Raw genomic sequence first — 12,484 nt, 5'->3', positions numbered from 1 at the left:
ATTCATATCCATCATCATTCCAAAAAGAGAATTTATATTCAATACGAGGTATAAAAAAAGAGCGGGGATGGTTAATATCCTCGCTCTTTATAACAGTCGCCTACAGACGTTAAACGTATAGCTTTTTCGATCAGAGATATGTCCCTTTCCCGGTCAAGACGTCTAACATTACACAACGGGTTCAAAGGATATCGTATCTTGCATAATACTCCATTCTACCCTTGGTTTAGCCGTTGCCCCTTCTCCATTCAGGACATTCCCGATCCATATCTCGTCGGTCTCCTGATTCTGCAAAAAGTGCCGGATCGCAGCTTTAATCAGAATGGATGTATGTAAATCCAGCAGTTCATCCAAAGGAATCCAAAATAAATCCCCTTCATCTGATGGAATAAAGGCTCGATGTGTCGTCTCACCAAAATATACAAACTGCTGCCGAACTTCACCGTCGCTATACTGCATCAAAACATATCGAAGACGGAAATTTTCAATTTCCGCTTGCTTGAACCCCGTCTCTTCTTCAATCTCCCGGTAACTGGCGGTCATTGGTGAATTAAGCTCGCCGTGCTCCAGATGCCCGCCAATACCACCCCAGAACTCAAAATCAAACAGCCTGCTGCCTGCCTTCTTCATCATTAACATGTCGTTGCCATTACTCAAAAATGCCGTAGCCATTTGTCTGATCTCCATGTGCACCTCCCTCACTGTTCTGTTATGTAATGTTGTGTTGTTTGAATCTAATCTGACGATCTCCCCTTAGAGCAGGCCTTTTAATTCACCAAGATGCTCAATAGCATGCAATGGTTTGGTTGTAATGCTGTCCTGCCAAGGCTGATTAACCTTCATCCAGATCGTGCTCAAGCCTACTTTTGCCGCTCCTTCAACATCATTGACGGGATGATCTCCAATGTAGATACACTGCTCGGGAGAGAGGTTGAAATGATCCAATGCCAATTTGAAAATACGAGGATCGGGCTTTTTGACCCCAGCCTCTTCTGAAACGATAATATGATCAAAATCATCCCGGATTCCGAGTTGATCGATTTTGCCGTACTGAATCTCAGTTTTACCATTGGTGATTAAACCTGTTTTATATTTTCCTCTTAGATGCTGAACCACTTCTCGCGCCTGCTCCATCAGAACAGCACTTCTCACATACTCTCTGCCATAGAACTCCATGAGCTCCGCGTGAGGCGGATTCTCAGCCCATGGTAATTCATGGAGCAGCTCGTTGAACAAGACATCCTTGTCCTTGTAACCATCCTCATCCAGCTCAATAATTCGTTTAAAAATATCATCCGTAGTCTCAAGATGGGCAAAATAAGTGTTGATCAAGCTCTGGCTGAAGCCTTCAAAGGTACTTGTTCTGTTGAGAATTGTATTGTCTAGATCAAAAATAATTGCTTTAATATGATCCATCGTCATACTCCTCCTGTCTGGTCTTAAAAACGTTCTTTCCTTAATAGTTGCTCCAGTTTCCGATTGGTTTCGGCCTGCTCTTGAATTAAGCGTTTCGTATTACTTTCTATGCTGATGAGTGTGACCGTCATAATAATTACACAAATGATCCCAATAAACCCCATAATACTACTCACCTCTAACGTAATGTTTATTGTATTCTGTTAGCTGCGACTACCATGAATTATAAACATGCAAACCCAACCATAGATTAGACCAGGGCTGGGTTTAGCTTGTAAAACTCAATTTCATTTCTTCTTTTTGTGATAATGGTAGCCTGTGCAAAGGCCCTTTTGTTTGGATTTCGCGGAACAATTATGTCCACCATTTTTGTCCAGTCTACCTGGATGGGCATAAGCTGAAGAAGATACACCAATAAGTACGACAAAAGACAAGATTACAATGACAACCTTTTTCATAAGTCACCCTTCGATCACACCCTATGCTTTAGGGCTTAATTCATCCTCCATCATTCTACATGAAAACCCATAATTAGGATATCCTTATTACTCCAAAATTTGCTTATTCTATGATTTCAAACTTCCTCAACGCATGTGTGATGCCATCCTCACTTGCTCGCAGCGTGACATAGTCGGCACTTTGTTTGACGCGTTCTCCTCCGTTTCCCATCGCAATGCCAAGACCCACGTACTCTAGCAAATCAATATCATTTTCACCATCGCCAAAAGCCATTGCTTCCTCTTTCGATATTTTCAGGTGGGCGAGCACTTTTCCTGCCGCTATCGATTTGGATACTTCGTTCTCTTCCAGTACGTTAGACACGTAAGGATGAAACCTCACGAATTTTAATGCAGGGAATCTGGATTGGAATTTCTCCACTTCGTCTTGATCGGCATATAAGCAAATGCAATACACTTCCTGTTCCAAAGAACTGATGCTCAAGGGGTACTCCATCAGACCAAGCGTATCTCTCAATGCATCGGTGACACGTACATCCGTTGGGCATAAACCATTCATTTCGAATGACTCTGTAAAATAAGAAATACTGCTGCCGTTCAGCTCGGAAAATTCACTGAATTCTTTAACCATTCGTTCAGAAAGCACCGATTTATGTATCACTTCTTCACCGCTCTTGATCAATGCCCCGTTAGCCGAAATCATGGTATCAATCCCGAGTTTCCTGAAATCTCTGCATAAATTGTACGGTCTGCCAGTGACCAGCACGACCTGTATGCCCCTACGAACCAATTGTCGAATGGAATCCTCTGTACTTGGAGAGAGACTTCGATCCTTCTCACTGAGTAACGTACCGTCCACGTCCATAAATACGATTTTAATCAAAGGAACACCTCCTAAGTTATATCAATTGAGCATCCACCTTCAATACAAAAGGCAAGTGCACAGTTAACTTAGTAGTCTTCCTGCACTTGCCTTTACATTAACGGGTCTGGACGTTCTGGCTCCGCTCCATATACCACAGCTGAAACGCCTCTACGGCTTCAAGCGGAATATCGTTTAACGTATGATGCAGAACAGGTTTGGCACGATTCACGGTTTGAATCGAAGCAACTCCAAACCAGCGTTGCAGCAGATTCCGGGTGATCTGTACCTCAATGACTTTCTCTCGCTTGGAGATGTATAGTGTTGAGGTTAATGCACCGGTTCGCAACTGGATAAAGTTCTGATTCAGTACGTATCGTGTATGGAGAAAATCAGTTATTCTGCATATGACAATCCACAGTAAGAGAATAGCGGAAATCATCCACCACGCCTGATTCTGTCCCAGAATTACTGGTTTGAAATAAAACAGTAACCCCGTTACAATAATCCACACCCAGCTTGGTTTCAGCATGCGCAGCCATAACGATTTTCGTGGAAGCTTTTGCATCTCCTGCGTAATCTGATAAGATGGCAAAATCTCCGAGATCATATCGTAAGCTTGCTTCACAGGCAGAAAAGGATAGAGTGAGTTAACTTCCTGGTCGGATTCTCCCACACCACCTGCTGTCGTAAGTTCCACTTCTGCCAATCCTAGCAGTCTTTTCATCGGAGACTGCGTGATTTTCACCGCCTGGACTCGTTCTTTCAGGATCGAAAATGCGGTCTGTTCCAACATACCCTTCGTAATGTAGATACGTTTGCGATCAGAGGAGATTTGGAAATCACCATACTTCACAAAGGTTCTGACAATACCTAGCATAATGGAAACAGCAATAAGTCCTGTGATGATCAATGCGGTAATCCACCATGTATCCAGCCACGTTAATAGGATGCTCTCCGTCACTTTTTCATCGGGAAAGAAATCTTTCACCGACGAATAGAGCGATCCCAGAATCGGAATAAGTACCAGAAAGCTAAGTGACGTAAACGAAGCTTTGAATATATCTTTTCGGGTGGACTTGTAATGGACAATCCGTTCAAGCTCTTCTTTTACAGGTAGTTGAATATCTTCTTCCAGTGTTACGTATTCAAGTGGTGTCACGTGTTCTTCATTTGGCTCTACAGCATCACTGACGACATTCGCTTCCGATATATGCCCTGCTACAACCTTTTCAAGCCTATCCGATTCCGTAAGTGAAACGACTTGCAACTGAAAAGTAGAATCTTCTCCCTTGATACCCGTCTCAAAACGAATGGATGTGACTCGGAACAAACGATGAAACAACGACGTATGCCGGTTCACGTTCTGAATTTTGGTATAGGGTATCGTTCTTCTTGTGCGATTAAACACCCCACTGTAGATCTGAAAAGCCTTATCATCTGCGGTATAACGTAGCGTAAACCAACTCCAGATGATGCTTATCACACTAAACGCGATAGCCACATAAAAGACGATTCTGCCATACATGATCCACGTGGACGCCGAGCCATGACGGAGAATAAATAAAAAAACGATAAATGCAAAAGAATTTTTCACCAGTTTCCACAAACTCCAGAGCATGGCTAACGGGTGTTGTCTTTTCATCTCGTTCATTCATCCACCTCATTAATCCTTGCATAGGACGCAATCTGGTTACGCAGTTCAAGTGCCACTTCTTCTGGCAACGCCGGGATCGTATGAGATGAACCCATCGTGCCAATCGATACAGAATATAGGCCATATTTTCTCAAAAGAGGACCTTGGTTCGTCGTGACGGATTGTACTTTGGCCATGGGAACGATCTGATGTACCTTTTTCAAAGCGCCGTGTTTCAATTGCAAGAACTCCTCATTCGCATCGTAATACCAATGCTTGTATAACAATGAAGGCCGGATAAAAACCTCCCACACCGCATACAGCACTGATATGGCAGTCACTCCCCACAGCAACCAACCAATCCACGCCCTCCATCCAAAGACGGAATCCAGAATCAGCAGTGCTGCAAGCACAATCAACCCTATTCCGTTCGATATAATCGCACTGATTCTCCATATGGTTATGGCATCCGGCGATAAACGTTGCTCGGGTGTACTCTGTATGTACTGCATATCTTCACTCCTTTTTCTTACTGTACGAAGAATAGTCCTCTATCGATGCAGAAAGATTGACTTAGTAAAAGAGATGACCCCTGTTCAGTACAGGTCGTCATCTCTTAGTCATTTATTGCAGCAAAATCCTTCACATTACATAACCACACCATATGGTCCGTGCCTTCACCCCAGTAGTTCTTTGCCACGGCATAGGGTTCTCCAAACTTCCGCTGCCATTTCTTCTGGGCTATCCGGTATCCACTATCCAGGCAAAATTGCGTAATCTCACGTCTCTGAAGTTCAGTAGCCAAGGCATGAATGAGAGCAGAGCCAATTCCCCGACCCTGAACCTCTGGCAGAACGTAGAGACTACCCAATTCCCCTACGTAGTTCAGTTGGTGGTCGGTGCATTCTTGAATCTCCTCGCCGCAAGGTCCATACGAAATAGTGCCTACAACGGTATCTTCCCTTTTGGCCAGCAAGAAGAAAACATTCGATTCCTGTTTGTTGTCAGGATGCAAAGCTAAGTAAAGCATCGCTTTTTTGTGTTCAATTTCATCGCGTATGTCTTCGTGCAGGGAACCCAGCCCTTCCTGTGTAAATGCATTCGTTATGGATGTCTCGAATACCCGCCAGGCACCCTCCATATCCGATGCTGTTAAAGGTTGAATGGTAATCAGGTGACTCATATGACCGTCTCTCCGTTTCAATAGTATATAAATTAAACCAAAGAATATTTACACTTGCCACTCCGATGACAGAACAACCATCCGATCGCTGTTATCCCCAGATTTTTTGGATTCCTATTTTCAAAGGGTAAAATCCGGGGATAAAGGCGAAGCTGATGCTTCCGATGCAGCTTTCTTTCAGAAAGCTTTTAGCTTCGCTTCTTTAGGTTTTTTCTGTCCTCTCCGTTATCGTGTAATTTTTTGTTGAACCTATATAGTAAACTGACTTACCGAAGGTAACCTGTAATCTTCTGTGTCAGTCCGTATGACTTTGAATCAGTTTCCTCACTCGGTTTGCATCCTCTATGGGTATGCTGTATCCTACGTGGGTATCCTCATGGTTAACCAGAAGGGCTGACTGCTTGGGATCTTTGCCTATGGAAAAATCATACTTCGTTAAGGAGCCATCTGCATCTGTTAAGTTCATCTTGTACTCCACGCTATAATCAAGACTTCCCGCTATGCGCTCCGCTTTGTTTATAGCCTCAATTACGATTCCAATCTCAACCGGATCTTTGAATTCCACATCTTCACACGCTTCAATCGTGAAGTTGGGATTGCAGGTTAATGTAATGAGTGAAGGTAGCACTTCTTTCGGATTAGAATTAGTTCCATTTGAAGGATTGCAGCCTGCTAGTAGCACTACGAAGAGACCTAAGAGAATCCCTGCTTTTTTCATTAGCATATATACCTCCGGGCTCGACTAAACACACAGTACTCACTCTCTAAGCAATCATCTGTATTTAGCTCTAGATGCTTATGCTGACATGCTGCAGCTCGGTGTCCCATCCTTGGAGCAGTACTTTTAAACGCTGGGCGGTATCGGCCACGAAAGCACTTATCTTTATGTCCGTAATGTATTTGGGAACTATACTCGGTGTTTAAGCCTGTACTCGCTCTGTTTGTATCCTCACAAATAACTGCTCCAAATCCGTATGAAGATCCGGCTGTTCGTTAACGAGCAGGCTTATGTATTCCGACCCGCACTCATAGAAAACAAGACGATTAAACGGGGCTGAGTCCCCCATATGATTGATTTCCAGTCCAAATTTCTCCCGTATTCGATTCTCCAGATAGCGCGCGTAACCTTCGTTCCATTCCAGCCAGTTGAAGTACTCCCCTTGTTCTTCACTCAAAGAGCTGAACAGGGCTACTCTCGCCTCTTTCACTTGCAAGAGATCCTTACTCTTCAAGGCTGACAGCAGCGAAGTAATCCGCTGGACAACCATCTCATTGTCATAAGGAAACTCATAATCCAGTTCCCATGTTACACGTTTGATTTGCTCCATCTTACGTTTGATCTCAAGACGGTCACCCATGTCGGTATACTGCTCATATACGTAACAATGGACAAACTCATGAAAGAGATAGACTTTCTGCTCAAAATTTTGGAACGCCGCATCCGTCACCACTGCGCACATCCGCCCACCCATGTGGTGCACCGGAAATGCTGCAAGGCATCCTTCGGGAATGTTCAGGTCATCTGGGACGGTTTTCGCCCATTCATATTGCTGCGTCTTGGACGAATAATCATAGATATATAATAAAGTTTCAAATGCCACAACCACGGGATAATAGTCTGCGAATAAAGGATGTATACTGACCAAATCTTTTTGAAGCTCCTGCAATTCGTTGATTTGCTCTAAAAAAGTATCCATGTCATTTACCCTCTCTTTAGTTGAATGATGAGTTAATCATATCAATAGAGCAACAATAAAACACTGAGAGAAAAATGATAATTCTATTGTTGAGTGAAATTTCTACAGCTTAGAACCGTTCTCCTCGTTTCTCATATAGATAAATGTCCAAAGCCTGAATTCCGCGTTTAGCAAGATTGATAAATAAAATGAGGGCATATACACCCAAACCGAATAACACCAAGTTAAATAAAACTGCGAATGTTGAAATGAATGAAAAGCTCATCACAATTCCTCCTTTTTTATCAACGTACTGAATTCATAATTCATATGATCATCATGATTGATAAATAGTTCAATTTATTAATTCACCAAACTATTTTAGCATATTTTACCTCCATTTACTTTCTCCAATCAAATTCCTCATTCTTGATAGAGTGAATTCTAATCATTAAATTCAAAAAGTCTTCCCCCGAACATCCGGCAGGAAGACTCTACTTAAGACTTATTTTATTGGATACGTTCACCGCTTACCACATGCCAGTGTTGATGCTTCGAATCCTGGTAAGTGCCCAGGTTAGTTACGATTTTGGAAGAACCCGTCTGGACAACCATTTCCGCAGCAACCTTTTTGATAACGCGCATGATCTCCAGTAATAGTTCATCATTATTAGCTTCTTCCTGTGAAATGAACGATTGGATATGGATCTTTGGTATAACAACAATATGATGCTTGTAGTATGGTCGGGTATGATGATAAGCCAGCACCTTGTCTGTTTCCATAACGATATTTACTTTGGTATTACCACTAAGCACTTCACCACAATAAAAATCCTGTGTCATACACGATCCCCTTTCACTACTTAGTTAATATATCCCGCTTTTTTCAGCACATATTCCGTGAACGGGTTAATCTCTGGAATGGGCATAGTCAGATCAAAATAACGCAGTTCCAGTCCTTCATCATCCATGACCGTTGGTTCGCCCTGAATTTCAGTAGCCTCATAGACAGCCATGACATTATATACTTCATCTCCATGCGGATACTTGTAATACATGTCCTGACCAGAGAAAACGGTAATGAGTTTATAGGCACCCGCTCTCAGTCCGGCTTCCTCATATAATTCACGGGCAGCAGCTTCCTCCAAAGATTCTCCCGGTTCCAATGATCCGCCAAGGGTTCCCCAATCCAGGCTATCTGTACGTCTTTGCAACAGCAGATGGCCCTGCTCATTGAAGACCAACACACATGAACCAGCCATGATTAGAGGGCGTGAACCCACCAGCTTTCTCAACTCCATGATATATCCCATAAAGATTTTCCCCCGTCCGTAATCAGATAAGTTCAACGTGTCTCTAAGACTCGGATTTATTCAAGATTCCCTTGTCTACGGAATTTTGGATAATCTGCTGTGCGTACGTCCACAATGTTTTGGAACCGTTCTCAATCTCACGATTTCTATTTAACACCTGTTCACTTGTAATATTGTATTTCTGCCACGTATCTCCCTCATTCTGATGATTGTGGATCAACGGCTGCAACCGATCCATCGACGAGGCAAACTGCGCTTCGTTGGTCTCCTTTGCCTCAAACTCCAGCCATAGGTTCAACAGTTCTTCGGCTTGTTCCTCAGGTAAAATCCCAAATAGTCGATGCGCAGCCTTGATCTCTCGGTCATATTTATCCGCATGTCCTACCGTATCGTAGGCAAATGTATCTCCGGCATCGATCTCAACGAGGTCATGAACAAGAAGCATCTTAATGACTTTGAGAATATCCACCTCCTTGTTGGAATGGCTCTGCAAAATAAAGGCCATCATCGCCAGATGCCAGGAATGCTCTGCATCATTTTCGAGTCTGTCGCCATGGATGATTCTCGTTTTTCGTTCAATCGTTTTCAGTTTATCAACCTCAATTAGAAATTGAATCTGCTCCTGTAATGATTCGTTCATCAGTTCATTCTCCTTCCAGTACTTTTTCCAAATCCATCAAGAGAGATTGTACCAGTAAACTCTGTAATTAAAGTTCAGTGACATACCCACACCCTCTGCCAATCGGATTGAACCCGCATTATCTGGGGAACAGTCCCAGTACGGATGAATACCTTTAATCCTGCATTCTTCTACAAATGCTCGCGCTACCCGTGCACCGTAATTCCTTCTCTTGTAGGCTTCGATAGTTTCAATATCAATTGCATGCCACTGATCTGATATAAACGCCGAAAAGCAAACACTCGCGATATCCTCGCCGTGTATTGCAATGTATCCGAAGCCATGTTCCAAGAACTCATCCATGTTATCCCAAAAGCGTGAGACTTTGTCCTTCAGAAAAGATAGATTGTTGAACTTCCCAGCTTTCAGTAATGCCTCGTCTAATTCAAGAAGCCTGACCACCTCATTCTGAGAAGCATACCCTTCATGACTACCCGGATGACTTAGATGTTCAGTCATTCCTTGGTCTGAATCCAATGTGAATACATGCTGAATATCGCTATAGAGCTCTTTATTCGCGGCCATATGATGAAGCACATCTTCCCAGCTTTCATCCGCCACACCTACCTCGACTGTGTGGATATTTAATCTTAATAACTCAGGTTCTATATGTTCTTTCATGAACTCTTCCAATTCGTTCAGGAAGGATTCACTTCGAGCGTCTCCGACCAACTGAAAACCGTTTTGTCCCTTCACCCAAATTAACGCTGCTGTGATATTCGCTGCATCATCAACGTAGATTCGGCCAGGATTCAACCCAGATACCACGGCCTTCACCTCAATATTTCTGTATAAGTCCGTGAAATGCCTCAACTTACAGAATTCATGCTTATTAAGCTCGCTAATCATCAGTTCATTCCCTCCCAAACGACACTCAGGAAATACTCACGATGATCCGGATGACAGGCAATCAGATATGGCTCTGAATTCATGCCTTCAAAGGGAATACCTTCAAAATCCATAACAATGGCACCTGCTTCTTTCGCCATTAATATACCTGAATACAAATCGTCTCCTTCCGAATTGTAGAGCACAATACCGTCAATATCCCCCTTTGCTAACATGCACCACTGTATGGTTGGAGCCCATAATCGCATCATTCGTTTGAAACGAACATCCAGATGTTGACGTAGCCGTACAGCCTTCTCCTCATTTTGCACCTGATGCCCCTGGATCCAGCCAATGGTCCCTTTATGAATCTGCTCTTTCTTTTGAACTTTCATGGGGTTCAGATTACAACTTGCTCCATTCCCACGTGATGCCACAAACAAACGATCCACCAGAGGATCATAAATAACCCCGAGAACGGGTTCTGAACGATACATTAATGTAATGGAAACGGAAAATATCGGTAGTCCAACGGCAAAGTTGTTTGTTCCGTCTAATGGATCAATCATCCACAGCCAGTCACTCTTCTGTCCGTTATGCCCCCGCTCTTCACTATGGATCTCATGATCGGGAAAACGAATGCTAATTTCATCACATATTATCCGCTCTGCTTCATGATCTCTTCAGTAACTACGTCGCCAAAGTTGCCCTTCTCCTCTGCGCAGGTGATCTGATCAAAATGATCTTTGGCAACTTTTCCGGCTCTTCCAATGACTCTCTCGGCAATCGCTTGGGCTAAACGAATGGTTTGTTCGATGAATATCACTCCGTTCGGTTACTTGATCTGTATTTTCGCATTCTGGACAAAGCTCTTTTGGCATTCGTCTGTACATCGGGTGATCTGCTAGAGCATATGTTTTTCATTCTTATTGGGTATAAGTTGATCCCTAAGGATATCCTCAGTCTCTGACTCATAGTAATCGTTATTGAATCAGACCAAGTATCTATGAAACAATTCTTGAATTTTTAAATCATGCTTATGTAGCCAGTTTATATTCCGCTCAAATTGATTAAGCATAAAGTTAAAGTTTTGCTCAATCGTCACTCCCGCATAATGCTGACCAATATAAAAATGAAGCACCGCTATAAAATAGATTTGGGTAAGTAACGGTAAGTAATTGATTTCCAGAGTGGAGTGTTTACGTTCAGTTGAATACCCTTGAAGAAAAGCCTCAATCATATCCAATGCACCTTCGGATTCCTGAATCATATGATTGAAGCTAATCGCCAATTCCATGAACGCAACATCCATCCCCATAAAATCAAAATCCAGTACGCCTATGATCTCATCGTCAAGAGAGAGCAAATTATATATCAACAAATCATGATGAACGAGTTGACTCAGCAGCACTTCCAAAGAAAGGTTGGATGTCTCCACATCAGTAATCATCCTTTGGTAAAAAGAGTACATTTCATCTGATAATTCAAGAGGTGTATTTTCAAAAAAAGTCTTAATTGACTGACGATTAGCTAAAGGATGAATATCATATATTTTGCTAAATGATATCCCATGATAGCCGTCTTTTTTGGTTTGAAGCTTACTCATCTCAGAAGAGAACGTTCCCACCAATCTACCAAAATGTTTAGCTTTTTTCAGATCAGACAAAGGAGGTATAGAGCCCTCTATAAAATTAGTAATAGCTGCAAGAGACCCATCGTTTAAAACGACGAAATTCTCTCCAGATAAAGTATGAAGAAAGACAGGTACCTGAAACGATAAATGTCTGCCATCAAGAAATGTCGTCACTTGAGTTTCGAGCTCAATACTATCGATCGTTTTCATGTACTTATTATAGATTCGAACGATATACTTCTGCCTATTCATTTCAAGGACTTGGGTTGTATTGGTCAGTCCAAATGGGACGGCTTTCAAGACATACTTCGCTTCACAGAAATAATGTTGAAGAACTTCATCAAATTTGATGTTCATAGATCCGAGTCTCTTCATCATCGAGCAAATATCCTTTACCGATATACGCCCAGTTATTTTTTTCATAATAGTCCGTCAAATCCGTACATAAATACAGCTTGTCGTAACCCTTCGTCTTCACCTCATTGATCGCATGATTCTGTAGTTGCCCACCAAGGTTCTTGCCTCGGTATTCTGGATCAACATGAAGGCACGCAAACCACGGGAACAGATCCTGGCGGCTATTCAAATCACTCCTTAACAGAGCATATCCTCCAACAATCCTGTCCCCATCCAACAGTACATAAAATCGGGGTACATCACTCTCGGTTTCCACGGAACGCTCAATGCAATCCCGGTAAAAATGATAACTTGATTCCGAGCCCCACTGCTTCCAAAAGTATTGTACAGCTGTCTGCAGCATGTCCGGCTTTTGCCGAATATCAACTATCTCAAACATCACA

17 protein-coding genes are annotated in these 12,484 nt (G+C 42.7%); all 17 read right to left on the bottom strand.

From position 1 onward, the window contains the following. Window positions 1-168: 168 nt before the first annotated feature. A complete protein-coding gene (locus tag CRO25_RS21935; RefSeq protein ID WP_231952621.1) occupies window positions 169-687 on the bottom strand; it encodes an NUDIX domain-containing protein in 519 nt (172 codons plus the stop codon). 66 nt (window positions 688-753) lie between these two features. Further along, the gene (locus CRO25_RS21930) at window positions 754-1,416 is read right to left on the bottom strand and encodes an HAD family hydrolase (protein ID WP_072734116.1); all 663 of its coding nucleotides are present in this window, start codon (window positions 1,414-1,416) and stop codon (window positions 754-756) included. Window positions 1,417-1,703: 287 nt separating this feature from the next. Then, window positions 1,704-1,874 carry a YHYH domain-containing protein gene (locus CRO25_RS21925; protein WP_094030628.1) on the bottom strand — a complete coding sequence of 57 codons (171 nt, stop codon included), beginning with the start codon at window positions 1,872-1,874 and terminating at the stop codon, window positions 1,704-1,706. 103 nt (window positions 1,875-1,977) lie between these two features. Continuing rightward, the gene (locus CRO25_RS21920; RefSeq protein WP_079696462.1) at window positions 1,978-2,757 is read right to left on the bottom strand and encodes a Cof-type HAD-IIB family hydrolase; all 780 of its coding nucleotides are present in this window, start codon (window positions 2,755-2,757) and stop codon (window positions 1,978-1,980) included. Window positions 2,758-2,854: 97 nt separating this feature from the next. After that, window positions 2,855-4,390, bottom strand: a complete 1,536-nt coding sequence (locus tag CRO25_RS21915; protein ID WP_079696461.1) for a PH domain-containing protein — start codon at window positions 4,388-4,390, stop codon at window positions 2,855-2,857. Next, window positions 4,387-4,884 (bottom strand): PH domain-containing protein, encoded by a 498-nt coding sequence (locus CRO25_RS21910; protein ID WP_064639637.1) that lies wholly within the window; start codon window positions 4,882-4,884, stop codon window positions 4,387-4,389. Before CRO25_RS21910 ends, CRO25_RS21915 begins: the two co-directional genes overlap by 4 nt. Window positions 4,885-4,988: 104 nt before the next feature. Continuing rightward, complete coding sequence (locus tag CRO25_RS21905) at window positions 4,989-5,555, bottom strand: GNAT family N-acetyltransferase (RefSeq protein WP_079696460.1); 567 nt, start codon at window positions 5,553-5,555, stop codon at window positions 4,989-4,991. A gap of 295 nt (window positions 5,556-5,850) precedes the next feature. Further along, complete coding sequence (locus CRO25_RS21900) at window positions 5,851-6,273, bottom strand: hypothetical protein (RefSeq protein ID WP_143806577.1); 423 nt, start codon at window positions 6,271-6,273, stop codon at window positions 5,851-5,853. 202 nt (window positions 6,274-6,475) lie between these two features. Beyond that, window positions 6,476-7,252: a hypothetical protein gene (locus tag CRO25_RS21895; protein WP_079696458.1), complete on the bottom strand. Its 777-nt coding sequence runs from the start codon at window positions 7,250-7,252 to the stop codon at window positions 6,476-6,478. Window positions 7,253-7,741: 489 nt separating this feature from the next. Beyond that, entirely contained in the window at window positions 7,742-8,074 is a 333-nt protein-coding gene (locus CRO25_RS21890) for an HIT domain-containing protein (RefSeq protein WP_079696457.1), read from the bottom strand. A 20-nt stretch (window positions 8,075-8,094) separates the two neighbouring features. After that, a complete protein-coding gene (locus CRO25_RS21885; protein ID WP_079696456.1) occupies window positions 8,095-8,544 on the bottom strand; it encodes an NUDIX hydrolase in 450 nt (149 codons plus the stop codon). A 43-nt stretch (window positions 8,545-8,587) separates the two neighbouring features. Then, a complete protein-coding gene (locus CRO25_RS21880; RefSeq protein ID WP_079696455.1) occupies window positions 8,588-9,184 on the bottom strand; it encodes an HD family hydrolase in 597 nt (198 codons plus the stop codon). Window positions 9,185-9,220: 36 nt separating this feature from the next. Then, window positions 9,221-10,072: a GNAT family N-acetyltransferase gene (locus CRO25_RS21875; protein WP_079696454.1), complete on the bottom strand. Its 852-nt coding sequence runs from the start codon at window positions 10,070-10,072 to the stop codon at window positions 9,221-9,223. Beyond that, a complete protein-coding gene (locus CRO25_RS21870) occupies window positions 10,072-10,671 on the bottom strand; it encodes an inositol monophosphatase (RefSeq protein ID WP_306291826.1) in 600 nt (199 codons plus the stop codon). The genes CRO25_RS21875 and CRO25_RS21870 overlap by 1 nt, the downstream gene beginning before the upstream one ends. 38 nt (window positions 10,672-10,709) lie before the next feature. Next, a complete protein-coding gene (locus CRO25_RS34180) occupies window positions 10,710-10,877 on the bottom strand; it encodes a hypothetical protein (RefSeq protein ID WP_306291823.1) in 168 nt (55 codons plus the stop codon). A gap of 165 nt (window positions 10,878-11,042) precedes the next feature. Beyond that, the gene (locus CRO25_RS21865; protein ID WP_179132233.1) at window positions 11,043-12,041 is read right to left on the bottom strand and encodes a phosphotransferase; all 999 of its coding nucleotides are present in this window, start codon (window positions 12,039-12,041) and stop codon (window positions 11,043-11,045) included. Further along, window positions 12,025-12,480: a GNAT family N-acetyltransferase gene (locus CRO25_RS21860; RefSeq protein ID WP_064639655.1), complete on the bottom strand. Its 456-nt coding sequence runs from the start codon at window positions 12,478-12,480 to the stop codon at window positions 12,025-12,027. Before CRO25_RS21860 ends, CRO25_RS21865 begins: the two co-directional genes overlap by 17 nt. Between the last annotated feature and the right edge of the window lie 4 nt (window positions 12,481-12,484).

This window comes from Paenibacillus sp. RU5M (assembly GCF_900221055.1).
Taxonomy (GTDB): domain Bacteria; phylum Bacillota; class Bacilli; order Paenibacillales; family Paenibacillaceae; genus Paenibacillus; species Paenibacillus marchantiae.
The sequence above is the reverse complement of the archived record's forward strand: the minus strand, read 5'-3'. Positions and strand labels throughout refer to the sequence as shown.

Coding starts and splice junctions, on each gene's coding strand:
- CRO25_RS21935 (WP_231952621.1), bottom strand. CDS start 687: ATGGAGATCAGACAAATGGCTACGGCATTTTTGAGTAATGGCAACGAC.
- CRO25_RS21930 (WP_072734116.1), bottom strand. CDS start 1,416: ATGGATCATATTAAAGCAATTATTTTTGATCTAGACAATACAATTCTC.
- CRO25_RS21925 (WP_094030628.1), bottom strand. CDS start 1,874: ATGAAAAAGGTTGTCATTGTAATCTTGTCTTTTGTCGTACTTATTGGT.
- CRO25_RS21915 (WP_079696461.1), bottom strand. CDS start 4,390: ATGAACGAGATGAAAAGACAACACCCGTTAGCCATGCTCTGGAGTTTG.
- CRO25_RS21910 (WP_064639637.1), bottom strand. CDS start 4,884: ATGCAGTACATACAGAGTACACCCGAGCAACGTTTATCGCCGGATGCC.
- CRO25_RS21905 (WP_079696460.1), bottom strand. CDS start 5,555: ATGAGTCACCTGATTACCATTCAACCTTTAACAGCATCGGATATGGAG.
- CRO25_RS21900 (WP_143806577.1), bottom strand. CDS start 6,273: ATGAAAAAAGCAGGGATTCTCTTAGGTCTCTTCGTAGTGCTACTAGCA.
- CRO25_RS21895 (WP_079696458.1), bottom strand. CDS start 7,252: ATGGATACTTTTTTAGAGCAAATCAACGAATTGCAGGAGCTTCAAAAA.
- CRO25_RS21890 (WP_079696457.1), bottom strand. CDS start 8,074: ATGACACAGGATTTTTATTGTGGTGAAGTGCTTAGTGGTAATACCAAA.
- CRO25_RS21885 (WP_079696456.1), bottom strand. CDS start 8,544: ATGGGATATATCATGGAGTTGAGAAAGCTGGTGGGTTCACGCCCTCTA.
- CRO25_RS21880 (WP_079696455.1), bottom strand. CDS start 9,184: ATGAACGAATCATTACAGGAGCAGATTCAATTTCTAATTGAGGTTGAT.
- CRO25_RS21875 (WP_079696454.1), bottom strand. CDS start 10,072: ATGATTAGCGAGCTTAATAAGCATGAATTCTGTAAGTTGAGGCATTTC.
- CRO25_RS21865 (WP_179132233.1), bottom strand. CDS start 12,041: ATGAACATCAAATTTGATGAAGTTCTTCAACATTATTTCTGTGAAGCG.
- CRO25_RS21860 (WP_064639655.1), bottom strand. CDS start 12,480: ATGTTTGAGATAGTTGATATTCGGCAAAAGCCGGACATGCTGCAGACA.